The 24021-nt window shown below is 60.4% G+C and carries 25 protein-coding genes and 1 tRNA gene; 11 read left to right on the plus strand and 15 right to left on the minus strand.

The features are described from left to right. Window positions 1-21 precede the first annotated feature (21 nt). From ATY79_RS12190 to ATY79_RS12205, 4 genes are all read right to left on the minus strand, one after another. Window positions 22-648: a nucleoside triphosphate hydrolase gene (locus ATY79_RS12190; protein WP_088704001.1), complete on the minus strand. Its 627-nt coding sequence runs from the start codon at window positions 646-648 to the stop codon at window positions 22-24. Beyond that, complete coding sequence (locus tag ATY79_RS12195) at window positions 645-1427, minus strand: ATP-binding cassette domain-containing protein (RefSeq protein ID WP_088691221.1); 783 nt, start codon at window positions 1425-1427, stop codon at window positions 645-647. The genes ATY79_RS12190 and ATY79_RS12195 overlap by 4 nt, the downstream gene beginning before the upstream one ends. Before the next feature lies 1 nt (window position 1428). Further along, window positions 1429-2493 carry an ABC transporter permease gene (locus tag ATY79_RS12200; RefSeq protein ID WP_088691220.1) on the minus strand — a complete coding sequence of 355 codons (1065 nt, stop codon included), beginning with the start codon at window positions 2491-2493 and terminating at the stop codon, window positions 1429-1431. Window positions 2494-2648: 155 nt separating this feature from the next. Beyond that, window positions 2649-3674 (minus strand): sugar ABC transporter substrate-binding protein, encoded by a 1026-nt coding sequence (locus ATY79_RS12205; protein ID WP_088691219.1) that lies wholly within the window; start codon window positions 3672-3674, stop codon window positions 2649-2651. 233 nt (window positions 3675-3907) lie between these two features. On the opposite strand from ATY79_RS12205, the gene ATY79_RS12210 reads away from it, so the two are divergent. Beyond that, a complete protein-coding gene (locus ATY79_RS12210) occupies window positions 3908-5155 on the plus strand; it encodes an ROK family transcriptional regulator (RefSeq protein WP_088704002.1) in 1248 nt (415 codons plus the stop codon). Beyond that, window positions 5139-5621 carry an RbsD/FucU domain-containing protein gene (locus tag ATY79_RS12215; protein WP_088691217.1) on the plus strand — a complete coding sequence of 161 codons (483 nt, stop codon included), beginning with the start codon at window positions 5139-5141 and terminating at the stop codon, window positions 5619-5621. Before ATY79_RS12210 ends, ATY79_RS12215 begins: the two co-directional genes overlap by 17 nt. A 3-nt stretch (window positions 5622-5624) precedes the next feature. Here the strand turns inward: ATY79_RS12215 and ATY79_RS12220 are convergent, their stop codons facing one another. The 4 genes from ATY79_RS12220 to ATY79_RS12240 form a co-directional block, all read right to left on the minus strand. Further along, entirely contained in the window at window positions 5625-6662 is a 1038-nt protein-coding gene (locus tag ATY79_RS12220) for a 4-hydroxyproline epimerase (protein ID WP_088704003.1), read from the minus strand. Between the two features lie 691 nt (window positions 6663-7353). After that, window positions 7354-7716, minus strand: coding sequence for a surface protein (locus ATY79_RS12230; protein WP_088704004.1), 363 nt, complete (start codon window positions 7714-7716; stop codon window positions 7354-7356). A 200-nt stretch (window positions 7717-7916) separates the two neighbouring features. Continuing rightward, window positions 7917-8237, minus strand: coding sequence for a hypothetical protein (locus ATY79_RS12235; RefSeq protein ID WP_088704005.1), 321 nt, complete (start codon window positions 8235-8237; stop codon window positions 7917-7919). 104 nt (window positions 8238-8341) lie between these two features. Continuing rightward, window positions 8342-8710 (minus strand): antibiotic biosynthesis monooxygenase family protein, encoded by a 369-nt coding sequence (locus ATY79_RS12240; protein WP_088691213.1) that lies wholly within the window; start codon window positions 8708-8710, stop codon window positions 8342-8344. Between the two features lie 96 nt (window positions 8711-8806). Here ATY79_RS12240 and ATY79_RS12245 point away from each other — a divergent pair, with 96 nt between their 5' ends. Further along, window positions 8807-9283 carry a MarR family winged helix-turn-helix transcriptional regulator gene (locus tag ATY79_RS12245; RefSeq protein ID WP_088691212.1) on the plus strand — a complete coding sequence of 159 codons (477 nt, stop codon included), beginning with the start codon at window positions 8807-8809 and terminating at the stop codon, window positions 9281-9283. An 89-nt stretch (window positions 9284-9372) separates the two neighbouring features. Here ATY79_RS12245 and ATY79_RS12250 read toward each other — a convergent pair whose 3' ends face one another. Next, entirely contained in the window at window positions 9373-10359 is a 987-nt protein-coding gene (locus ATY79_RS12250; protein WP_088704006.1) for a GlxA family transcriptional regulator, read from the minus strand. 118 nt (window positions 10360-10477) lie between these two features. On the opposite strand from ATY79_RS12250, the gene ATY79_RS12255 reads away from it, so the two are divergent. The 4 genes from ATY79_RS12255 (at window position 10478) to ATY79_RS12270 (ending at window position 14381) form a co-directional block, all read left to right on the plus strand. Continuing rightward, window positions 10478-11050, plus strand: coding sequence for a cysteine hydrolase family protein (locus tag ATY79_RS12255; protein WP_088704190.1), 573 nt, complete (start codon window positions 10478-10480; stop codon window positions 11048-11050). A gap of 161 nt (window positions 11051-11211) precedes the next feature. Beyond that, a complete protein-coding gene (locus ATY79_RS12260) occupies window positions 11212-11682 on the plus strand; it encodes an aminoacyl-tRNA deacylase (RefSeq protein WP_088691492.1) in 471 nt (156 codons plus the stop codon). Between the two features lie 321 nt (window positions 11683-12003). Beyond that, window positions 12004-13197, plus strand: coding sequence for a succinylglutamate desuccinylase/aspartoacylase family protein (locus tag ATY79_RS12265; protein WP_088704007.1), 1194 nt, complete (start codon window positions 12004-12006; stop codon window positions 13195-13197). A 176-nt stretch (window positions 13198-13373) separates the two neighbouring features. After that, window positions 13374-14381, plus strand: coding sequence for a D-cysteine desulfhydrase family protein (locus ATY79_RS12270; protein ID WP_088704008.1), 1008 nt, complete (start codon window positions 13374-13376; stop codon window positions 14379-14381). A 149-nt stretch (window positions 14382-14530) separates the two neighbouring features. Here the strand turns inward: ATY79_RS12270 and ATY79_RS12275 are convergent. The 3 genes from ATY79_RS12275 to ATY79_RS12285 all read right to left on the minus strand — a co-directional run bounded on the left by ATY79_RS12275 (window position 14531) and on the right by ATY79_RS12285 (window position 18408). Next, a tRNA-Arg gene (locus tag ATY79_RS12275) sits at window positions 14531-14607 on the minus strand. A 123-nt stretch (window positions 14608-14730) separates the two neighbouring features. Beyond that, window positions 14731-16254, minus strand: coding sequence for a HAMP domain-containing sensor histidine kinase (locus ATY79_RS12280; protein WP_088704009.1), 1524 nt, complete (start codon window positions 16252-16254; stop codon window positions 14731-14733). A gap of 153 nt (window positions 16255-16407) precedes the next feature. Beyond that, the gene (locus ATY79_RS12285; RefSeq protein WP_189638013.1) at window positions 16408-18408 is read right to left on the minus strand and encodes a methyl-accepting chemotaxis protein; all 2001 of its coding nucleotides are present in this window, start codon (window positions 18406-18408) and stop codon (window positions 16408-16410) included. A gap of 444 nt (window positions 18409-18852) precedes the next feature. On the opposite strand from ATY79_RS12285, the gene rpmH reads away from it, so the two are divergent. The 4 genes from rpmH to yihA all read left to right on the plus strand — a co-directional run bounded on the left by rpmH (window position 18853) and on the right by yihA (window position 22005). Next, a complete protein-coding gene (gene rpmH, locus ATY79_RS12290; protein WP_016552555.1) occupies window positions 18853-18987 on the plus strand; it encodes a 50S ribosomal protein L34 in 135 nt (44 codons plus the stop codon). Between the two features lie 22 nt (window positions 18988-19009). Next, a complete protein-coding gene (rnpA, locus tag ATY79_RS12295) occupies window positions 19010-19411 on the plus strand; it encodes a ribonuclease P protein component (RefSeq protein ID WP_088691206.1) in 402 nt (133 codons plus the stop codon). After that, window positions 19411-21207 (plus strand): membrane protein insertase YidC, encoded by a 1797-nt coding sequence (gene yidC / locus ATY79_RS12300; protein ID WP_088704010.1) that lies wholly within the window; start codon window positions 19411-19413, stop codon window positions 21205-21207. The genes rnpA and yidC overlap by 1 nt, the downstream gene beginning before the upstream one ends. 138 nt (window positions 21208-21345) lie before the next feature. After that, window positions 21346-22005 (plus strand): ribosome biogenesis GTP-binding protein YihA/YsxC, encoded by a 660-nt coding sequence (yihA, locus tag ATY79_RS12305; protein ID WP_088691204.1) that lies wholly within the window; start codon window positions 21346-21348, stop codon window positions 22003-22005. Window positions 22006-22051: 46 nt separating this feature from the next. On the opposite strand, the gene ATY79_RS12310 is transcribed toward yihA, so the two are convergent. From ATY79_RS12310 to ATY79_RS12320, 3 genes are all read right to left on the minus strand, one after another. After that, window positions 22052-22609, minus strand: coding sequence for a fasciclin domain-containing protein (locus ATY79_RS12310; protein WP_088704011.1), 558 nt, complete (start codon window positions 22607-22609; stop codon window positions 22052-22054). 124 nt (window positions 22610-22733) lie between these two features. Next, on the minus strand, window positions 22734-23453 hold the full coding sequence (locus ATY79_RS12315; protein ID WP_088704012.1) for an anti-sigma factor: 720 nt from the start codon (window positions 23451-23453) through the stop codon (window positions 22734-22736). After that, complete coding sequence (locus ATY79_RS12320) at window positions 23450-23989, minus strand: sigma-70 family RNA polymerase sigma factor (RefSeq protein WP_088704013.1); 540 nt, start codon at window positions 23987-23989, stop codon at window positions 23450-23452. Before ATY79_RS12320 ends, ATY79_RS12315 begins: the two co-directional genes overlap by 4 nt. Between the last annotated feature and the right edge of the window lie 32 nt (window positions 23990-24021).

Here is a 24021-nt window from a genome sequence, read left to right on the forward strand (position 1 = left end):
CTGTCGGGAACGGCGGAGAGATCAGGCTGTTTCGAGGGTCACATCCGCCCTGCGGCGATTGCCGAGGATCAGCCGGCCATTGGGCAGATCATTGCCGTAAACCTTGGCGCTTGCCTCCTCCTCGCTCAGCTTATAGCCGCGCCAGCGCGCCCACAGCCGTTCCTCGAGCAGCTCGATCGGCGGCGCCAGCATGACCGAGTAGTCAAAGATGCCTTCGAGCTCGGCCCACTTGCCCTGGCTGAACAGCAGGTAGTTTCCCTCGACGATGATGAAACGATGCTCCGGTGACACGACACGCGCAGAGGCGATGGCAATCTCGCGGGATCGGTCGAAGACGGGGATCAACACCTCCTGGTCGGCAGGGCGCACGGCCCTGATGATATCGAGGAATCCCCTGACATCGAAGGTTTCCGGGATACCCTTTCGCGCCAGAAGACCGCGTTCAATGAGGATGGCATTATCCATATGGAAGCCATCCATGGGCAAGACCTCAGCCGTTTCGCCCCTGGCTCTCAGGGCATCGGCAAGATTGTCCGCCATGGTGGACTTGCCAGCGCCGGGGGGACCGGCGATGGCGATCAGGAAACGTTTGACATCGCCGGCGCGGTCGATGACATCGCCGGCGATTTCATCGATCGTTGCGCTCATGCGGCGACCGGCTCCGTCGGCACGGCCTTGGCGCCGGTCATGAAAGCAACGGCATCGGACATCGTATATTCCTTCGGATTGATGACCGTCAGACGACGGCCTAGCCGATGAATATGAATGCGGTCGGCGACCTCGAAAACATGCGGCATGTTGTGCGAGATCAGCACGATCGGCAGGCCACGCGAACGCACGTCGAGGATGAGTTCCAACACCTTGCGGCTTTCCTTGACACCAAGGGCAGCCGTCGGCTCGTCCATGATGACGACCTTCGAGCCGAAGGCCGCGGCGCGGGCCACAGCCACACCCTGGCGCTGACCGCCCGAAAGCGTTTCGACGGCCTGGTTGATGTTCTGGATCGTCATCAGGCCGAGCTCGGAGAGCTTGGCGCGTGCCCGCTTCTCCATCGCCGGGCGATCGAGCATACGGAACCAGCTGCCGAGCAAGCCAGGTTTCCTGATCTCGCGACCCAGGAACATGTTGTCGGCAATCGACAGTGCCGGGGAAAGCGCGAGATTCTGATAGACGGTTTCGATGCCCGCCTCTCGCGCCTCCATGGGGGATTTGAAATGGACCGGCTTGCCCTCCAGCGTAATTTCGCCCTCATCGGGAGTGATCGCGCCCGATATGGCCTTGATGAGCGACGATTTGCCGGCACCGTTGTCGCCGATCACAGCGAGAATCTCGCCGGGATAAAGGTCGAAATCGGCATGATCGAGTGCGGTGACGCGTCCGTAGCGTTTGACGAGCCCGCGAGCCGAAAGAATGGGTTCGTTTGCCATGTTACACCGACACCTTTCTGATCCACTGGTCGATTGCGACTGCGGCGATGATGAGCACGCCGGTGAGCAACACCTTCCACTGCGGATCGGCGCCGAGCATGTTGAGGCCCATCGAGACGACACCGACGATCATCGCACCGAACAGGGTACCTAGGATCGAGCCGCGACCGCCGAAGAGCGAGATGCCGCCGATCACGGTCGCCGTGATGGCCTGCAAGTTATAATCCGTCACCGCGGACGAGGGAGAGATGGAGCCGTTACGGCCGATCGAGACCCAGGCTGCGAAGGCGGCAATGATGCCGGAGACGGTATAGACCGTCAGCAGCACGCTCTTGGCCTGGATGCCGGAGAGCTTGGCCGCTTCCGGGTCATCGCCGACCGCATAAACGTGGCGGCCCCAGGCCGTGTGATTGAGAATATACCAGAGCACGAGAACGAGCAGCACCATGGCAATGACGCCGAGGGTGAGCACGGCGGTACCTAGCCTGAAGCTGAGCGCAAAGAAATGCAGCAGCGGCGCCTGCGCATCGACATCGGTGTCGCGGATCGTTTCGTTGGCGGAATAGATGAAGTTCGTCGCCATGACGATGTTCCAGGTACCGAGCGTGACGATGAACGGCGGCAGCTTCACATAGGCGACGAGGAAACCGTTCAGCAAGCCGCAGAGACCACCGACGAGCATCCCGGCCAGCACCGCGATCGGTGTGGGAATGCCGTAGGTAATGGCGCAGTTGCCCATGATGACGGCCGAAATGACCATGATGACGCCGATCGAAAGATCGATGCCGGCGGTCAGGATGACCAGCGTCTGCGCGGCACCGAGAATGCCGACGATGGCGATCTGCTGCAAGATGAGCGTCAAGGTGTAGGACGAGAAGAACCGTCCGCCGAGCGCGAAGCCAAAGATGATGATCGCCAGCACCAGCACGATCAGCGGCACGGCGGCCGGCGTCGAGTGCAGGAAGTGCTGCGCACGTTTCACAAATGGTACGTTTTGATGCTCGAACGACGCGACGTTCTTGTCGCTGCCGTCAAGCACCCGTTCGAATTCCTGTGCTCCGGTCATTGTTCCTCCTCCGCTTTCGCGCCAAACCGCGCGCGGAAAGCCCCTGCCCATATCACACCGGTCTTTGTTCGCCGGTTCCTGAGACAGCAGCTATGGTCAGTCGAAACCGGCCGGGGATCAAGCCCCCGGCCGGCGCTAGATTCATATCGTGAGACTTAGCCCCAGCACTTGTCGGTGCCGACCTTGGTGTCGATCGACTTGAGGCCTGAGACCGGCTTGTCAGTGACGAGCGAAACGCCGGTGTCGAAGAACGACTTGCCTTCGGTCGGCTTCGGCTTTTCGCCGCTGTCGGCGAACTTCTTAATGGCCTCGATGCCGAGCGAAGCCATCAGCAGCGGATACTGCTGCGAGGTGGCGCCGATCACGCCTTCCTTGACCGACTTCACGCCCGGGCAACCGCCGTCAACCGAAACGATCAAAACGTTCTTTTCCATACCGACAGCCTTAAGGGCCTGGTAGGCGCCGACAGCAGCCGGCTCGTTGATCGTGTGAATGACGTTGATGCTCGGATCCTTCTGCAGAAGGTTTTCCATGGCCTTGCGGCCGCCTTCTTCGTTGCCATTCGTCACGTCATGACCGACGATGCGCGGATCGTTTTCATCGCCGATCTTGTTCGGGTCCTTGGTGTCGATGCCGAAGCCCATCATGAAGCCCTGGTCACGCAGAACATCGACGGTCGGCTGCGACGGCGTCAGGTCAAGGAAGCCAACCTTGGCATCCTTTGCCTTGTCGCCGAGCGTTTCCTTGGCCCACTGGCCAATCAGCTTGCCGGCGAGCAGATTGTCGGTTGCGAAGGTTGCGTCGGCAGCGTCAGCCGGATCGAGCGGGGTGTCGAGGGCGATCACCAGGAGGCCGGCATCGCGGGCCTTCTTGACCGACGGGACGATGCCCTTCGTGTCGGACGCGGTGATCAGGATACCCTTCGCGCCGTCGGCGATGCAGCTTTCGATCGCGGCAACCTGGCTTTCGCTGTCACCATCGATCTTGCCGGCGTAGGACTTCAGCGTCACGCCGAGTTCCTTTGCCTTGGCCGTCGCACCTTCCTTCATCTTGACGAAGAATGGGTTGGTGTCGGTCTTGGTGATGAGGCAGGCGGAAACGTCCGCTGCCATTGCCGGCGCCGAGAAGGCGACACCGAGGGCGAGCGCGCCAAGCGCGGCGGAAAGCACTGATTTCTTCATTGAGTCCTCCCTGAGATTAGCCGACCCACCCCCTGGCGGTGCCGGAATTGACGGGCACGAGAACCGCTGCAGCTCGCCGGCGGCCTCCTCCAAGCCGTTCCGTGCCGTTTGACGATGGCAATTAAGAGCGAAAGAAATTGCCTTGTCAATAAATAAATCCAATTGAATTATTAATTCCATATGGCATGCTTGGTAAAAATAGGGCATAGGCCAACAGATGGGAGGAGTGGCCAATGTCGTCTTTGGACGGTCCGGCACATACGCCGGCTCAACCGCCGATTTTGAGTCCGGCAGGCGGTGCGAACCAGATCAGGGTGCGCGCCTATAACGAGCGGCTTGTACTGTCGCTGGTGCGCCTTTACGGCTCCCAGTCGAAGGCCGATATCGCGCGACGAACCGGGCTTTCGGCGCAAACAGTCTCCGTCATCATGCGGGCATTGGAGAAGGAAGGCTTGCTTTCCCGCGGCGAGCCAGTGCGTGGCCGCGTCGGCCAACCGTCGATCCCGATGCGGCTCAATGCCGACGCCGTTTACTCGTTTGGCGTGAAAATGGGTCGACGCAGCGCCGACCTTGTGCTGATGGATTTCGTGGGTAAGATCCGCCTGCAGCTTCACCAGACCTATGCCTATCCGCTGCCCGACGTCTTTCTGGATTTCATCACCTCGGGGATCCGCGAGCTCGAAAGCCGGCTCGACGAGAAGCAGCGCGGCCGCATTGCCGGCATCGGTATTGCAGCACCGTTCGAGCTCTGGAACTGGGAAGAGGAAGTCGGTTCGCCCAAGGGTGCAATGGATGTCTGGCGCGACTTCGATCTCCACACCGAGATTGCCGCCCGCGTGCCCTACCCGGTCTACCTGCAGAACGATGCGACGAGCGCCTGTGGCGCCGAACTCGTGTTCGGCATAGGGCCGTCCTATCCCGATTTCGTCTATTTCTTCATCGGCTCCTTCATCGGCGGCGGCATTGTTCTCAATTCCGCGATCTTTTCGGGACGCACGGGTACGGCTGGCGCCATCGGCCCGCTCCCGGTGCGCGGCAAGCACGGCGAAACGTTGCAGTTGCTTGAAGTTGCCTCAATTTTTGTTCTCGAGAACATGCTGCGCGAACGCGGCATCGACCCGCAGCCCCTCTGGTATTCCGCCGACGACTGGATCGATTTCGGCGAGCCTCTGGAGATGTGGATCCAGGACACCGCCCGAGCGCTCGCACAGGCGATCGTCGCGGCCGCCTCGATCATCGATTTCAGCGCTGCCGTAATCGACGGCGGCTTTCCCGGATGGGTGCGCGAACGGATCGTGCAGGCGACGATCCACGAGGCCGCGATGCTCGATCTGCAGGGCGTCGTCATGCCCGACATCATCGAAGGCGCAATCGGCCCTCATGCGCGCGCCATCGGCGGCGCCAGCCTGCCGATCTTCGCGCGCTATCTCACGGACCAGAACGTTTTATTCAAGGAGGTCGAAAATGCTGAAGGGACTTAACCCACTTTTGAGCCCGGAACTGCTTTCGACGCTGCGTGCCATGGGACACGGCGACGAAATCGCCATCGTCGACGGCAATTACCCCGGCGTCGAACATGCACGGCGGCTGATCCGCCTCGATGGCCACGGCATCGTGGCCGTTCTCGATGCCGTTCTCAGCGTCCTGCCAATCGACGATTTCGTTCCGGACGCAATCTTCCGGTCGACCGTCAAGGCCGAGCGGGACAGGCTCGATCCGGTTCATGAGGAAATGATCGACTGCTGCGCCCGCCACGAGCCGCACCGACAGGTGGTGCCGCTCGTCGGCGCGGAGTTCTACAATCGGGTGCGGGCCGCACACGCCGTGATCCAAACCAGCGAACCACGGCTCTACGCCAACATCATCCTCCGCAAGGGTGTCATCTACCCCGAGCAGGCGGGCGACCACGCCGTTGAAAAGGCAGAAGTCGACCCCTTTACCTACTGAGCGTCAGATTTCGCCGGCCAACGGCCCCCAGACATCCGTCAAGGCAAAACCGCCCGGATGCGGATCGAAGGGATCAAGCGCGACCTGTGAAAGACCGAAGGTGAAACCGCGCCCGGCGATCGTTGGTATGATCGCGGGACGACCGGCGACTTCGGTTTCCGCCAACAATCCGACTTCGAACTCGGAACCGATGATCGACCGCGACTTGAAGACGTCGCCGACCTTCGCCGCGCCGCGCGCATGTCGTGCCGCGAGGTTGGCAGAATTGCCCGTGCCACAAGGCGAGCGATCGGCACGGCCCGGCCACATGGTCGTGCAGGTGCGAACGGTGCCGTCTGCTTCGAGGTCGCGGAACATGACATAGGCAACGCCCGAGATCGCCGGGATTTCCGGATGAACAACCTCGATGCTGCGGTTAATCAGCTCCTTCAACACCATGCCAGCCTGCACGAGCGCCGCGGCATTGCCCTTCTCGATCGTCAGGTTGATCTGCCCGACATCGACCAGCGCGTAGAAGATGCCGCCGTAGCAGAGATCCACCTTGATCTTGCCCCAGTGCGGCGTATCGATCTCCACGTCGAGCTCATGCACGAAGGACGGAACCATGGTGAGCTTGACCTTCTCGCAGCGCCCATCGCGGCAGGTCGCCGTCGCCTTGACGAGGCCGGCGGCCGTTTCCAGCGTGACGACGGTTTCCGGCTCCTTCATCTCGACTATGCCGGATTCCAGCAACGCCGTCGTGACGCAGATCGAATTCGAGCCTGAGCTTGCATGCGCCTGATCGGGCTGCAGGATGATGAAGGCCGCATCGGCATCCTGATGTTTCGGCGGCAGCAACAGATTGACGGAGCCGATCGGCGCGCCCCGTGGCTCGAGGCAGAGGAAACGGCGAAGCTCCTGACCCTTCGGATCGCTGTTCAGCCAATTCAGCTGTTCGGCGACCGTATTGCCGGGGATCTTAGGCACTCCCCCGATCGCCACCTTGCCGATCTCACCTTCGGCGTGGACATCCAGAAGCTGGATCGTGCGCTTCCATCTCATCAGTCAACTCCTCTCAAGCGTGCCGGGTTACGCCGCCTTAGGCAGCATCATTTCGCTATGGTCCGGCATTATTTTAGCCTGATATATCAGATCGTCGGCAGTTGCCTATGGGAATTTTCGTCTGTGAGGACTTGCGATGGCCAATTGCCGGCAACGCGCGGGCACTGAAGCGCGACCGCGTCGCGCTAGCGAGAATGTTACGATTTATCGACACGGAGACCAAAATAGAAAAGAGCCCGGTGCGGGAGGAGGTGCACCGGGCTCTTGATCCTGACTGACAACTGGGAGGAGGAGTGTTGTCAGTCCGATGAAGGAGCGCTGGGAGGAGGAGTGCGCTGCCTTCGAGACAATAGATAGCCCACCGTTTCGATCAGGAATAGGGATATTACCGCAATGCAGCAATGCGATATACGCATAGCTTCGCAAACGGGCCAGCCTCTTTTTGTGGCATTTTTGATCAATTGGTCAATTTCTTGAGCACGGAGAGCAGCCCCGTGGGAGGAAGGTTCCCCTTCAACTGTCGACAGACTTGGTTCGGGCGACGACAAGCAGCGCTCCGCAGGCCACGTAGGCTGGCCGCTGGATTACCGCCGATCTGGCCGGCAACCGCCAAAAACTATCACCCGCGATTGAAGTAAGTCATGAACGCAAAGGCGGGAATTGATCCCGCCTTTGCTCTGGCTTGATGGTATCAGTAGCCGTTGTCGCACGGCATGCTACCGTCGCCATTGGTGCCGCTGAAGGTGTTCTGGCAGTAGCCCTGCCGTTGCATTGGCCGCACTGGCTGGGTGCCGATCGAGCCTGTCGTGCCGCCTTCGACGTTGAAGGCTGCCAACGGATACCAATAGCCATCCGGACCGCGGCGAGTGCCGGGGCGCTCGGTGCGCGTGCCGCGATAGCCGTTCAAGTGGCCCGCCCGCTGATTGTATTGCACCATTTCGACGTTCGAGGCGCTTGGGAGGGGAACCTGTTGCACCGGCGCCGCCTGAACAGGAGCGATTGATACCAGCGCGAGGAGCCCGCCTGCTGACAGGACGGAAGCGAAGCTCAACATTTTCACGATAAATCCTCCTTCTGGATTTATCGTGAAAAATGCGTTTTTTCGTAGCAAAGTTCCGCGATCACACGCGGCCTCCAGCAGTCGTGATCGGCAGCGACTGGGCGTGATCCAGAGGGTCTTATGCAATGGCTGCCCGAATCCCCGATGGCGTATCAAGCGATCGGCACTAAGAGCGGTAAAGTTACCGCGCCGAGTTATCTTGCGATCCGGTATCCCTGGCTCGACAGACACGTGACATACTGCCGGTGTGCCGCGGCGGTCGCAGTCGCCTCTTCCACCGCCGGATCAATCGGATAGCCGCCCATGCCGGCGCGCAGTTCGTATTGCTTCTTCGCCTCGCGATACATGAAATTGCCGTCGCCGACACAGATGTGATGCGCGACGCCCGGCAGATTGAGCGGCGGGTCAAAGGGCGCCGCGACCGGCACGAGGGTCGGAGCATTGGCGTCGACGCAGCCGGCAAGCGCCGCAACGACCGCGCACAACGCAAACGCTCGCACCATACTCCTCAGCATATTCCCTCCGGCCACGCGCAATGAATCGCTGCACGCAGGCAGCGCCGACCGCACCATGACTTCGCAATATTGCGCCAAGCTAGCGCGCCGGCTCGGGTGCCGGGTCAGGCCGTGCAGATACCGGCGACGCCGACCTTCTGAAACAGGTGCGGTCTTGCAATTGCGGACGACGGATAGCTCGTCAGCTTTGCCCGGAACTCGGGGTGTGTGAAAGCTGCGCGAAACGCTTCATTCGATTCCCACACCGCATAATTCAGGTAGGTCGGGCTCTCACCGATGGCGCGATGGAGTTGGGTCGAGATAAAGCCCGGCTGGCGCTTCATGAACTCGGCGTCGTCCTTCCAGACTTCGAGAAAGCGCGCTTCATCTGCTGGATCGAGTGTGAAGAGGTTGATGAGTACGACTGGTGCGGCTTCGATGGCCAGTTGGCGTTCGATAGGTAGTTTCTCGTCCATGGGCTTCATGTGGGACATTTCGGTCTCCTTCCGAGTTGTATGCATGATGTCAATTCGATACGATGAATACATAATAATTTGACATGATGATGTCAATATAGATGGATGAAGACAATGAGTGAACTGACTCGAAGCCAGAAGGGCGATGCCTTGACCGACCTGATCCTCACCCTGTTCAGGGCTAACAACCTGACCCTGATGTGGGGTGATAGACTGGTTGGGCCTTACGGACTGACCAGTGCCAGGTGGCAGATTCTCGGAGCGATCGTGCACGCCCACCGGCCGCAGCCGGTGGCGTGGCTCGCCCGCGATCTCGGAGCGAACCGGCAGAATGTGCAGCGCATCGTGAACGATCTGCACCAGGAAGGGATCGTGATGTTCGAGCCCAACCCGCACCACCGGAGGGCGCATCTCGTGGTGCTTACCGAGAAGGGACGCCGCGCCTACGACTCCGCGATCAACGCATACAACCCGAGGGTCGATGCGCTGGCTGAGGACCTTTCAGTTGAGGATATCAGGATAGCACACCGTGTGATGGCGACGTTGCGAGCAAGACTCGAAGGAGAAATGGATGCTGAAAAGCACAACTAGCCGCTACGGCGCGATCCCCTAGTCGGAATCCGCCAACCATTAGGCTTCGCTCGGACCTCTCACACACCTGCGCGGCATAATGCCGGACCTCATACCCGCCCGACCAATCCGAAACGGTTGCGGTAGTCTCCCGGCGACAGCCCGGTGATCTTCTGGAACACCTTTCGGAACGCGCCCGGATCCTCGTAGCCGGCCGCCGCGGCGATCTGCTCAACCGTGCGGTTCGAGAATTCGAGCATTTCGCGCGCCTTGCCGACCCGCAGATGCTGGCAGTATTCGGTTGGCCGAAGGCCTGTCGCCCTGTGGAACCGGCGCAGGAAGGTACGCTCTTCCAGGCCGGCACGCCGCGCCATCGCCGCAAGTGTCACCTCGCGCGCGCCGCTCGCGTGCAGCCAATGCTGAACCTTTAGTATCTGCTCGTCGCCATGGTTCAGGCGTGGCGAGAAACTGCTGTAGCTGCGCTGCTCCCTCCCCGGCGGATCGACGAGGAGGTGGCGCGCGGTGTCGAGCATGATGGTCGATCCCAGCAATCTGTCGACGAGTTTGAGACCGAGATCGGTCCAGGCCATCAGGCCACCCGCGGTAATGACGTCGCCGTCGTCGATGATGAGTTTATCGGTGTCCACCCGCACGTCCGGAAAGCGTTGTGCCAGCAAGTCCGCATAGACCCAATGGGTAGTCGCCGTACGGTGCGCCAGAAGGCCAGTTTCGGCGAGAAGGAAGGCGCCGACGCAGACGGAGCTCAGCGTCGTTCCCTCGGCATGCCGCTCACGAAGCCATCGCGCCAGCGGAGCGGCTTCCTTCGGTGTCATCGGTTCGTCGAAGCTGGGAGGCAGGATCAGCACGGTCGGCGATCTCATAGTGCCGGGCGCCGTATCGAAGACGCGCTCGACGGCCGCCGAGGTTTCCATCCCTCGCCAATGACTTACACGCAGGGCCGGGCCTCCCGACGATTGCCGGGCCGTTGCGAACCGATTGGCCAGGTAGAAGAGATCCGTCAGGCCGTAAACGGCTGCGAGCTGGACGTTCGGATAGAGCAGGACACCGATCTCGGCCGGCGCGTCGGTCTGGCTCATTTGTCAGTTTTGGCCTCTATAATGTCAATTTCGCCAATCCACACGATGCCGCGTCAGACGTAATTTGTCCATCAGCGGGCAGGAGTCGCCCCCCGAAGGAATGGAAGGATACAAGGACATGAACAAGCGCGCCCTCATCGTCGTCGATATTCAGAACGATTATTTTGCGAACGGCAAATGGCCATTGGCTGGCGCCGAGGCAGCGGCCGACAACGCCGCACGGATCATCGCGGCTGCCCGCGATGCAGGCGATCTTGTCGTCCACATCAGGCATGAGTCGGCCGGCGAGAATGCCGCCTTCTTCGTGGCCGGTTCGGAAGGTGCACAGCTTCATCCGAAAGTGCTGAACCGACCCGGCGAGACCGTCATCGTCAAGAACCATGTCAACGCGTTCCGCGAAACGGACCTGAAGGCGACGCTCGATCGCAATGGCATCGAGGACGTCACCGTGGTCGGCAGCATGAGCCACATGTGCGTCGATGCCGTGACGCGGGCTGCCAGCGATTTCGGGTATCGGGTGACTGTCATCCATGATGCCTGCGCAACGCGCGATCTCGAATTCAACGGCACACTGGTCCCCGCCGCACAGGCGCATGCAGCCTTCATGGCGGCATTCGCTTTTGCCTACGCCTCGGTACTCTCTACGGACGAGGCCCTTGCCGTACGCGTCGAACTGAGAGCCTCGGCTTGAGCCAGCGATCGACACCGAGAAAAACCCGGCGACCGCCATCGCCCATGGCGGTCATCAGGCAGCAGGCCGCGGCAGGCATTTACGGCCGCTCGCCGTTGACTTCGCAGGCAATGAGAGGACAATGCCCCTATGCCTCACCACGCCATATAAGGGGGCTCAAGATGACAATCGCAAGGAAACTTCAGGACTATATCGACGGTGAAGGCATCGCCTACGAAACCCTCGATCATCATCGCACCGCGACAACCAGCCAATCGGCCCAAGCCGCGCATGTTCCGGGCAGCCGGCTGGCCAAATCCGTCGTCGTACATCACGAAATGGGATACGTTCTGGCCGTCGTTCCCAGCACGCACCGGATCGAGCTCAGCACGTTGCAGGACGTGATGAACAAACGCCTAGGCCTCGCCTCGGAAGATGAGGTCAGTTCGCTTTTCGCCGACTGCGACATTGGCGCCGTCCCACCGATCGGATCGGCCTACAATGTGCCGGTGATCCTGGACGAAAGCCTCGGCACGGCCAGCGACGTCTATTTCGAGGGCGGCGACCACAGGACACTGGTGCATATGAGCGGACTCAGCTTCCGCAACCTGATGAAGGATGCGCAGATCGCCCGCTTCAGTCACCGGCCGTAACGTCGTGGCTCCTGAGTTCGTGCCGACGCGGACTTGACGCCGCCCAAAAAGGTCGACCAAGCCCGCCGGCTGGGCACGTCAGGAGACGCACATTTTTTGGCAGGTCTCGGAAAGACGTGATGCACCATGCCTGCTTCGCGTTCTCTCCGGATCTTGCCGAACAAAGCAGCAAGGATCGCAAGCCCGGCAAACCTTGCGAGTTGAGCAGCATACCCTAGTTTTCAGCAACATACCCTAGTTTGAAGTCGTCCAGAATTTCTGCGACCGATGCGCATGCTGTTGTTCTAACGTGGCTTTTCCAATCACAGAGGGCCCTCCTTCATGTCGGACAAATCGAAGAATGGCATCGATCGCCGTGATCTCATAATTGCTTCCATCGCCACGGTCGGCGCGTCGGCTGCCTTTGCCGTCAGCGCTGGTGCTGCAAATGCCCAGGGCGCAGCTGCACCCGCTTCCAATCCGGCATCAGGAACGGTCTATACCGGTGATGTTATCCAGGGAAAAAAGGTCGTCAGCGCACTCGACGTCAACGACTTGGAGCCAGGGCAGAGGCACTTCCTCTATTTTCAAGGTGCGCAGATGCCCACAGGGCAGCACTGGTATGTGTCCGTCACGGTCGCAAAGGGGGCGAAGCCGGGCAAGCGCGGCGTCCTGACCAGTGGTGTGCATGGCGACGAAATGAGCAACATTCACACGGTCCAGACCGTGATGAACCAGCTCGATCCGGCGCAGATGTCAGGAACGGTCATGGCGGTGACCGACGTAGCGCGCCCGGCCGTTGAAAGCATGCAGCGCAGATGGCCCAATCAGGGCAGAGGCCCAGATCTGATCGACATGAATCGGGAGTGGCCCGGGAACGAGAACGGCGCCACCGCGCCCAGCCGACACGCCGGGCTGTTGTTCAACCGGCTGCTGCGGCCGAACGCCGACTTCGCGATCGACTTCCACACCGGAACAACCGGATTCGAAGTGACTGCATTCAATATTGGCGGCATGGATGTGCCCGAGGTCAAGGCAATGGTGGAGCTCTATCCCGTCGGCCAGATCTTCGACAACCATGTCTATCCCGGTGTCCTGCACAACGCGTTTATGGACGCAGGCATCCCGTCCTTTACGCCGGAGATCGGCGCTGCTCGCGTTCTGGACATCGAGATGATCTCGCTGTTCGTCGAAGGCACGATGAACGTTCTCAAGCATCACGGCATCGTTGCTGGGCCGATGGGCCGGACAGGCAGGGACGTGAGTGTTTTCGTCGGCAACAGTGCCTTCCCGATCCTGGCAACTGAGGGCGGGATCGTCGAGCATTTGGTCAAGCTCAACGACAAAGTCGAACCCGGACAGAAGGTGGCTATTCAACGCAACAGCTTCGGCGAAGTGGTCGCGGAGTATACGAGCGGCGTGGCCGGAGAGATAACGGGCCAGCGCAGCGACGCAATGTCCGAGCCTGGCAACCCCCTGGTATTCATCCTCTTCCACAAGGCGGCGTCGGAGGGCGTGGAATCCTATCCCGAGTAGGCCGCCAGGGACATGTACAACAATCAGTCTCAACAGCCCGGCCGAGTCGGCGGGGCTTTTCCTATCCTGGCCGCGCACCGAGCTCTGCGCCCAGCCACGATCTATGTACGCGCCCTGCATAACTCTATACGTTCCTGATGATTTCACTGCCTTATACCCAGCGAGGTTCCAGCCCGATGCAGCACGATGCACACCCACGGCAGATACTGTCCCAATGGCCGACGCCGATTGAGACGCTCGACCGCCTCTCCGCCGCTTACGGTGGCCCGCGGATCTCCATCAAGCGGGATGATTTCGGCAGCATCGCCATGGGCGGCAATAAGCTGCGGAAGCTCGAATATCTGATGGGGGACGCGTTGGCGAAGGGATGCGACACCGTCGTCACGTCCGGATCCTTGCAATCGAACCACGCTCGCTTGACTGCGGCGGTCGCGACCAAGCTTGGCCTGAGGTGCCATTTGGTCCTAAAAAACGAAGTTCCCGACCGTTCCGAGAGCTACCACAACTCGGCAAACCTGCTTCTGGATAGGCTGGTCGGTGCGGAGATCGTGCAGGTCGGACGCAACGACCCGCTCGCCGACGCGGTGGAAGCTCATGCGGCGTCGTTGCGGGTGCAAGGGCTTTCGCCGTACGTCGTGCCGCTGGGCGGGTCGAACGCGATCGGCTGCCTGGGCTACGTGACCTGCGCCGTGGAAATCGCGGAACAGGAACGGAAACTCGGAAAGGCGTTCAGCCATATCTTCGTCGTGTCAGGATCAGGCGGGACGCATGCGGGGCTGCTTGCCGGACTCAAACTCACCGGCTCGACGGCAAAGCTCGTCGGCGCGACAATCTCGCGGTCGAAAGCGATGCAACGTCCTCTTATCGAGCAGTTGGTCTCTGATGTCGCTCCCCTGGTCGGGATCCATGAATCAGGAACCATGGATGCTATCGAACTCGATGACAGCATGTACCTTCCGGGTTATGGGCTTCCGAACGACCCATCGAGGAAGGCCGTCGTCCAGTGCGCGAGGTCCGAGGGCATCCTTTTGGACCCGGTCTACACGTCAAAGGCGATGGCGGCTCTTTTCAGTCGGATCGAGGCGGGAATCTTTAAGCCCTCGGACGAGGTTCTGTTCATCCACACCGGCGGTGCTCCAGCATTGTTCGCCTACGATGAGATCTACGCCAAGAACCCCTTGTAGTCGCTTCCCTGGCAGAGCCCTCGCACAAGCTCCGCCAGCTTTCACTGCCAGCCGTCTAAAGGTCCGCTCCTAGTTTTAGGCAGGAAGAGGATATCGAATGGCTGAGTTCGGCCATCGCATATCGGTGGTCAGTTCTATCGCGGAGGAAATGGCGCACCCGAAGAGATTCGAACTCCTGACCCCCAGATTCGTAGTCTGGTGCTCTATCCAGCTGAGCTACGGGTGCGTGCCGGAAGCGGCCGAACCGCTTGCGTGGGCGGTTCTCTAAAGGGTCCTTTGAGGGATTGCAATAGGCTTTCTGAAAAAATCGCGACTTTGGTAGCGCATATCTGAAATGCGCGGAAACACATCACTTTTCGTAAAGCGCGCGGCCGCGGTAATCGTCCAGGGATACCGGGCGATCCGGAATCTCGATGCGGAACTGTGTCCCGACGGATGGCTTTTCCACTAGCGCGATCGTGCCGCCGTGGGCCAGCACCAGCTCGCGGGCAATCACCAGCCCCAGGCCTGTGCCACCGGAACGCGCCGAGCCGCGGAAGGCTGCGAAGAGATTCTGCCGCGCCTTTTGCGGCATGCCGGGGCCGGTGTCATCGACGATGATGCTGACGACACTGCCGACGCGCTGGGCGGAAACCGTGATTCGCTTGCTACCATCCAATCCTCGCCCGCCGGCTGGAGCGCTCAACGCCTGCACGGCGTTGCGGCAGAGATTGTGGATCACCCGGAACAGCTGTTCGCTATCGGCATCGACCTCGAGCTCCGGCGCCATCTGGTCGATGAATTCGATGCCGCTCTGAGCATCGATCGCCAGCATGTCCTTAACGTCCTGCGTCAGGTCGAAAAGCCGGACGCGGCGGCGGCGCGGCGCTGCTTCGGTTGCCTGCCCGTAGGACAACACCTCAGTCGTATAGCCGACTGCGCGGTCGATGGTGCGCAGCAGCTTCGGCGCAAAGGCCTTCACCATCGGATCGTCGACATCGACGAGGCGGTCCGACATCAGCTGCGCCGAGGCGAGGATGTTGCGCATGTCGTGATTGATCTTCGAGACGGCGAGGCCGAGCGCGGCCAGGTTCTTCTGCTGCTTCAGCGTCTTTTGCAATTCCATCTGCATCGAGGTCAGGTGCCGGCCGGCAACCGCGAGCTCATCGCGGCCACCATCGCCAACGAAGACGTTGTGCGGATTTTCTGGATCCGAGGAGAATTGCTGCATGCTGCCGGTCAGCTTGCGAATCGGCCGGATCAAAATGCGGTCGATCGCGAAGAACACCAGCGTCGCTGTGAACAACGAGATCAGGATCGACAGCAGGAAGACGTTGCGTGAATACCCAAGCATCGCATTGCGCAGATGCTTGTCCTTCATCACCACTTCGACGCCGGTATTGGTGTCCTCCACCGGGCCATAGACGCGAATCATGCGGTCACCGCCGAAAATCAGCGTATCGAGCGCATCACTGATCGCCGTCAGAGCCGGCACGTCGGTCAAATCGTATTGTTTGTCGACGGAGGTCGGCATGTCGGTCGTGGCGAGGAGACGAGACGTGCCCTCCTTGCGCAGCACGATCGCCTTGGTGCCCGTCGCCTCCAGCGTCTCCTTCTGCAGTGCGCGCGGCAGCTCCACCGGCTGCAGGCCATCGATAACGATCGCGGCCGCGGCGGCGGCGTTCAGCCTCTCATCCAGCCACCGCAGACGCATGCTGGCGACTGAGGGAAAGAATATCAGCACCTCGGCGAGCATGATGCAGACAACCGTCAGCCATAGCAGCTTGCCGGAAAGCCCGCCGAATTTGCCGGGTGCGCAGTGTTCGGCCTTATCGGTCTCGGTCCCGGCAGCACCGCCTGGAGGAAGATCGTCGCCTTGTTCGTTGCCTTGCATCGTCTTTCGTCCGCTTGGCGCCGGGCGCCCTTTGCGCCTTCTATATTAGACGATGACGGTCCGCTTTCAAATCTTTGAGAGCAATCCCGTTTGCTGCAAAAGGTAACGCCGCCCGGAGGCGGCGTTTTCAATCGATCGAGAAGGACGAGGTGATCAGAACTCTTCCCAATTCTGTTCGGCAACGGCGGTATTGCCGCTGAACGCCCGCGCGACGGTGCCCATGGCGCGACGAGCTGGCGAGGCCACCGGACGATGCTCCTGATGGCGGGCAACCGCGACCGGGGCGGCAGCGGGCGCATTCGAGACCTTGAAGCGCGAGATGAGACGGACGAGACCGTCGGCTTCGCCGGAGAGCTTGTGCGTCGCAGCCGAGGTTTCCTCGACCATGGCGGCGTTCTGCTGCGTTACCTGGTCCATCTGGTTGACGGCCGTATTGACTTCCTTGAGGCCCGTCGACTGTTCCTTCGCGGCGGTCGCGATCGAGTGGATGTGGTCGTTGATCGCGTTGACGCGGCGTTCGATCTGAGCCAGCGCCTCACCGGTCGCCTGCACCAGCTTCACACCGACCTGCACTTCATCGCCCGACTTGGTGATCAGGCCCTTGATATCCTTCGCGGCCGTTGCCGAGCGCTGCGCCAGTTCGCGGACTTCCTGAGCGACGACGGCGAAGCCCTTGCCTGCCTCCCCGGCACGGGCAGCCTCGACGCCGGCGTTGAGGGCAAGCAGGTTCGTCTGGAAGGCGATCTCGTCGATGACGTTGATGATCTGGCTTATTTCGCGCGAAGCCTGCTCGATGCGGCCCATGGCGTCGACGGCGTTACGGACAACCACACCCGACTTACCGGCATCGTCCTTGGCCTCGGAGACCATGACACTGGCTTCCTGGGCACGCTCGGTCGAGTTGTTGACCACCGCGGTGATCTCATCGAGCGCCGCTGAAGTCTGTTCGAGGGCTGCGGCCTGCTGCTCTGTACGCTTGGAGAGGTCGTCGCTGGCGGCGCGCAATTCGTTCGTGTTGCCGTGGAAGCCTTCAGCGGTTTCACGGACCTCGCGCATCGTCGTCTGCAGCGTCGCGAAGGTGCTGTTGACGTTCTGCTGCAGCTCGGCGAAGGCGCCCTGGAAGGTACCGCGCATCGTTTGCGTCAGGTCGCCTTCCGCCAGGCTTGCAATCACGCGGCGCGTTTCGCCGACGCCGGTATCGATGCTTGACAGCAGATGGTTGATGTTGCTGGCAAACTGATTGAGGCTTTCGTCGCCGTAGTCCTTTTCGATGCGGCGGCTAAAATCGCCCGCAGCTGCAGACGCAACGACGACGGACATGCTTGACTGCAGATCGTCGCTCTTCGCACGCATGGCAGCTTCCTGCGCATTCATGCGGCGAACGGCGAGACCATTTTCCTTGAAGACGGCAACAGCGGCCGCCATCTCGCCGATTTCATCCTGACGGCCAGCGAACGGCACATCAGCATCAAAGTTGCCATCGGCGACCGCCTTGATCGCGTCCGTCACTTTCTTGATCGGGCGGCTGAGCTGAATGGTGCCGATGTAGACGCCCATACCGACACCAGCAACGATGCCGATGCCGGTGATCGCGACCACCAGCCACAGAACAAAGGTGCGCGAGCTTTCGACCTGCGCATTGACGGCGTCCAGCGTCGCCTTGTCGGTGGCGACGATCGCATCGATCTCCGCTTGGAAAGCCTTTCGGTTGGCGCGGTTAGCGTCGTTGTTGCCCTGCTCGTTCGCAGCCTGTGGGTTCACTTCAGTGCCGAGGCGCGCTGTTTCGGCACGGAACGTCCGAAACTCCTTGGCGCGCTCAACCAACTTTGCAAACGCGTCCTTCTGGCTTTCGGGCACCAGCGGGGTCCAGGACGCAATGACCTTGTCGATCTGGTCGAGGTCGGCCAGCAGCCCCTTTGCGAAGGTGGCAGCTTCCTTCGTCGACGGCGCACCGTAGATTCCGCGTGCCTCCATTACCGTCGCCGTCACAAAACGGTTAAGGCGTTCGCCGGCATAGGCGCGATCGGACGCATCTGCGTACGCCGACAGGTTCTCATCATATTGACGCACGGCCCAAATTGCCGTTGCCCCGATCAGCAGTGCAACGCCGCACATGGCGGAGACAAGCAGATTGATCTTACCTCGAATTTTCAAAGAAAGCCTCCCAAGACTAATCACAAGCCGGGAAAGCATTCCGGCCGATAGCTAAATTTGGCCGAAATAAATTAACGTTCGCTTTCGGATGCTCGCCCGCGTCACTACAAAAAATTACCTGTACTTAGTCGCCACCGTTTCATTTTTTGCGCCGAAAGCGTTAGATTATCGCAAGAATGCGCGCGACAGTTGCGATTGAAGAAAAATATTACGCAGACGCAGCGGTTAACACATCGTCACAAACCTTAATGCGCTTCGCTAAATCCTGTACCGCAGCCTGAGACGCGGAAATTCCGGGCGATAATTGACTTTGGCAGCCTTCATCCGTATAAGCCGCCGCACGTCCGGTCATATAAGGCTCTCGTTAGCCTCGCCCGTTCGAAAAACAACGCTCCTTGCAATATGCAAATTCAAGAAGGGCCGCACTCCGCGGTGTTTAAATAAATGAAGCGTACGTACCAACCATCCAAGCTTGTTCGCAAGCGCCGCCACGGTTTCCGTGCACGTATGGCCACTAAGGGCGGTCGTAAGGTTATCGTTGCTCGCCGCGCACGCGGTCGCAAGCGTCTTTCGGCCTAAGGCCGGAATTGCCCGATAAGAGATGGCGGGCGAATTGACGACCAATAAAAAGAAAATGACTGCCGGGCGGCTGAAAAGCCGCCCGCAGTTTCTTGCTGTCCGCCAAGGCGAAAAACGCAAGGGCGGTTTCTTCCTGCTCGAAGTGCTCGACCGGAAGGAACCCGAAACCGAAGCCCGCGTCGGCTTCACCGTCACCAAAAAACACGGCAACGCAGTTGAGCGAAACCGCATGCGGCGGCGCCTGAAAGAGGCGGTGCGACTTCATGCAGGATTTGCAATGCAGCCCGGACACGACTATGTGGTTGTCGCGCGAAGGGACGTGCTGAAAGCATCCTTCAAAGAATTAGCCGCAGAGCTCAAAACTCGCGTCGAAACCAAGCCGAAACACAAGCGGTCCGGAGACGGCCGCCCCAGGAACGTATGATGCAAAACAACCGCAATTACTTCATTGCGATCGCTCTCTCGGTGCTGATCGTTCTCGGCTGGCAATTTCTCTATATGAACCCGCGCATCGAAGCGCAGCGGAAGGCCGAACTGGCTCAGAAGGCCCAGCAAAAGACCGAACAGGTGCAGACGCCGGCGGCCGGCGGCGCGGGTACGGCGCAGCCGAACGGTGCGGCTCCCACCGGCCAGGTTCCGGCGGTGGCATCGATTGCAGATGCGCTCGCGAAGAACCCGCGCGTCACGATCGATACGCAGGCACTTTCCGGCTCGATCAACCTTGTCGGCGCCCGCCTGGACGACCTCCGGCTCAAGCGCTACCACGAGACGGTCGACCAAAACAGCCCAATCATCACCCTGCTCAGCCCCTCCGAAACGAAGGACGGGTATTTTGCCGAACTGGGCTATATTGGCGGCGATGCCACCGGCAGCGTGCCGGGCCCCTCCACACTGTGGACGGCGCCCGCTGATGCCAAGCTGACCGAAAAGACCCCGGTCACGCTGACCTATACCAATGACAAGGGCGTCACTTTCGCGCGCACCATTTCTGTTGACGAAAACTACATGTTCACCGTCACGGACAAGATCACCAATGCCGGTCAGGCTCCAGTCGCGCTTTCGGGCTACGGCCGCATCACGCGCTACAACAAGCCGGCTGTCGCCTCTACCTATGTGCTGCATGAAGGCTTCATTGGCGTTGTTGGCGACAATGGGCTTGTCGAAAGCAAGTACACCGCCGTGGAGAAGGAAGCCGTCAATCTGGCGAACGCAACTGGCGGCTGGCTCGGTATCACCGATAAGTATTGGGCAGCGACGCTCATCCCCCCGCAGCAGACCGCCTTCGACGCCCGCTTCAGCCACTTCACGGACGGACAGCCGCGCTTCCAGGCAGACTACAAGCAGAATGCCGTCACTGTCGCGCCCGGCCAATCGGCTGAGCTCAAGAACCTGATCTTTGCCGGCGCCAAGGTCGTTCCTGTCATCGACAGCTACAAAGACACCTATCAGATCCCGCGCTTCGATCGCCTGATCGACTGGGGCTGGTTCTACTTCCTGACGAAGCCGATGTTCCGACTGATGGACTTCTTCTTCCATTATTTCGGCAACTTCGGCGTGGCGATCCTGCTGACCACCATCATCGTCAAGGCGCTGTTCTTCCCGCTCGCCAGCAAGCAGTACGCTTCAATGGCTAACATGAAGCGCGTGCAGCCGAAGATGGAGGAGTTGAAGGCGAAGTTCGGCGACGACCGTATGGCGCTGCAGCAGGCGACCATGCAGCTCTACAAGGAAGAGAAGATCAATCCGATCGCCGGTTGCTGGCCGATCGCGTTGCAGATCCCGATCTTCTTCTCGCTCTACAAGGTGATCTACATCACCATCGAGATGCGTCACGCGCCGTTCTTCGGCTGGATCCAGGACCTTTCGGCGCCCGATCCGACCTCGTTCATCAACCTCTTCGGTCTCCTGCCGTTTGCGGCTCCGACCTTCCTGCATCTCGGTGTCTGGCCGCTGATCATGGGTGTGACGATGTTCCTGCAGATGCGCATGAACCCGACGCCGCCGGATCCGACGCAGGCAATGATCTTCAATTGGATGCCGCTGGTCTTCACCTTCATGCTGGCGAGCTTCCCGGCCGGTCTGGTCATCTACTGGGCCTGGAACAACACGCTCTCGGTCATCCAGCAGTCGGTGATCATGAAGCGCCACGGCGTGAAGATCGAGCTCTTCGACAATCTGAAGGGGCTCTTCAAACGAAGGCCGGCTCCAACAGAAAAGTGATGATAGCCCCGCTTCGGCGGGGCTTTTCATTTGTGCCGGCATCGCCCCCTATCTGGGCGACTGCCGGCCTGGCGGTTGACAAAATCGCCCGAAACCTGAATGCCATAGGCACACTGGACTTGGACTGGAAAAGGCCGAATGACCGACAACAAGAACGACAAGCCGCTCTTCGGGCGCCCCTGGACTTTTATCCGCGGCGTTCCATCCCTGAAATTCCTGCCGCCGGAAGGACCGCTGGAAGTGGCCTTTGCCGGTCGCTCGAATGTCGGCAAGTCTTCGCTGATCAACGCGCTCGTCAGTCACAAGGGGCTGGCACGCACCTCCAATACGCCGGGACGCACCCAGGAGCTCAATTACTTCGTGCCGGAGGGCTATTCAGGTGAAGCTGGCGACCTGCCACCAATGGCGCTGGTCGATATGCCAGGCTACGGTTACGCACAGGCGCCGAAGGATCAGGTCGATGCCTGGACGAAACTCGTCTTCGATTACCTGCGTGGGCGCGCGACGCTGAAGCGCGTCTACGTGCTGATCGACAGCCGTCACGGGGTGAAGAAGAACGATGACGAGGTCCTGGATCTGCTCGACAAGGCGGCCGTCTCCTACCAGATCGTTCTGACCAAGACGGACAAAATCAAGCCGCCGGCCGTGACCAAGCTGCTCGCGGAGACGACGGAAAAGATCAAGAAGCGACCGGCCGCTTACCCCGGGATCATTGCCACGTCATCGGAAAAGAGCGAAGGCCTCGATGACTTGCGCGAGGCCATCGCGCAGACGGTCGGCGTCGCCAACTGGAAATAAATGAGGCGCCCCGGGAATAGGGCGCCCACGGACTGCCTGAACTTCTTTACATCTTCGGCAGCAGAACCCTGTCAACGACGTGGATGACGCCGTTGGACTGTTTCACGTCAGCGATGGTCACATGGGCGACGTCGCCGTTTTCATCGGTGAGGGTGATCTTGCCCATGCTTTCCTTGGCCTTCAGCACGCAGCCGCCGACCGTCTTGATGTCGTGTTCGCCGCCATCGGCCTTGATCATCTTGGCGACGGTCTTGGCCATCGCGTCAGCGGCAACGACGTGGCAGGTCAGGACCTTTGTCAGCTGGGCCTTGTTCTCCGGCTTCAGCAGCGTATCGACTGTGCCGGCGGGCAATTCCGCGAAGGCCTCATTGGTCGGGGCAAAGACCGTGAAGGGCCCCCTGCCTTCCAGCGTCGATACCAGGCCAGCGGCCTTGACGGCAGCAACCAGTGTCGTGTGATCCTTGGAGTTCATCGCATTCTGCACGATATCCTTGGTCGGATACATGGCAGCTCCGCCAACCATCGGGTTCTTGGCCTGCGCGGTAAACGCAAATGCGGAAACGGCAGCGGCAAGCGCAGTCAGGCGCAGTGCAGACTTCATCATGGTGGTTCTCCTCTAGCGTCCGCGCAAAGGACCGGCTGAATGCCAACATTCCCTGCGGACATGAGGATCTACGGGAGGCTTGTGGGGAGAGTTTCAGCGAGAGCGCAAGCTTGGTGAAAAAAGGTCAGCGACGGTGCGCCGTGCCGCTTGCCACGATCGGCCCGGTGACCTGCCCGGTCGGCGAACCGCCGAAGGGTTCGAGGCTGACGGCAAGGGCCGCGCCCTCGTCTATATTGCCGCGCATATCGACAGGTATGACCAATTCGCCCGCCTGACCCGGGGGGAACACACCAAGCGATCTTGGCGCACCGCTTGCCGGAACAAGCCAGAGTTCCAGTGACTTTTCTTCAGGTTTGCCAGTGGCGATAGGCACGATCCTCAGTTTTCCGCTCTGCCGCTCATAGGAGGCCAGTAGGTTGACCTGGCTGTTGGAAGCGGTCAGCTCGGCCACGAGCGGCGCGGAGGTCTGAGGTGGAGTGACAGCAACGGTAGCAATCGTCAGTGCACCTGCTGTAATCAGCAATGAGACGAGCGCAAGACAGCGCCAGAAGACGATGGAAGCCCACAGACCACGTGCCGGTGTTGGGGCAGCTTCCGACGTACCGAACAGCCGCGCTTCGATCTGCTTGAACGTTTCCTGACCGGGGCTGACGACATCGTAGTCGTCGTTGAAAGCGGAGAGATTAGTCTCCCAGCGGCTGACAATAGCTGCGAACTGCCGGTCGCGGCGCATACGCTCTTCCACCACCCGCCTATCCTTGAAGGAAAGAACACCAAGAACATACTCACCGGCGAGTACCTCGTCGCGGGAGCGGCCTCCCTTGCTCTGATCCGGCGATGTCATCGTTCCATGCACTCTCTCAGTTTCAAGAGGCTGCGACGCAGCCATGTGCGCATCGTGTTCAAAGGGACGCCAAACTGATCGGCCAGTTCCTGATAGCTCTGCCCTTCGACGTAAGCTCTCTTCACCGCCACTGCCCGATCAGCTTCCAACTCTTCCATGCAGGTGTCAATGCGCCTTCCTTCATCCTTGATCACAGTCTGTATCTCGGGGGAAGGATCGTCATCCGCGAGGTCGTATGCGCTATCCAGTTCGTCGGCGATCGGCTTGCGCGCGCGCATGATGTCGATCGCCTGGTTGCGCGCAATTGCGGCGAGCCAGGACGAAGGCGCGCCTGCCCCGGCGGCAAAGACGCCGGCGCGCTGCCAGATCTTGACATAGACCTCCTGAAGCGCTTCCTCGGCGTCCGTTCTGTCCTTCAAGATACGCAAGCAGATGGAAAAGAGTTTCGGGCCGGTCTCGCGATAGAGCATCGCAAAGGCCTTGCGATCGCCGATTGCAACCTGGCTGATCAGATGCGCGATTTCGTCGCCCGTCATTTCATGCCTCTTGGCGACAGCTGTGTCGTCCT

The sequence above is a fragment of the Rhizobium sp. R693 genome (genome assembly GCF_002211315.1).
In the GTDB taxonomy this organism is placed as follows: domain Bacteria; phylum Pseudomonadota; class Alphaproteobacteria; order Rhizobiales; family Rhizobiaceae; genus Rhizobium.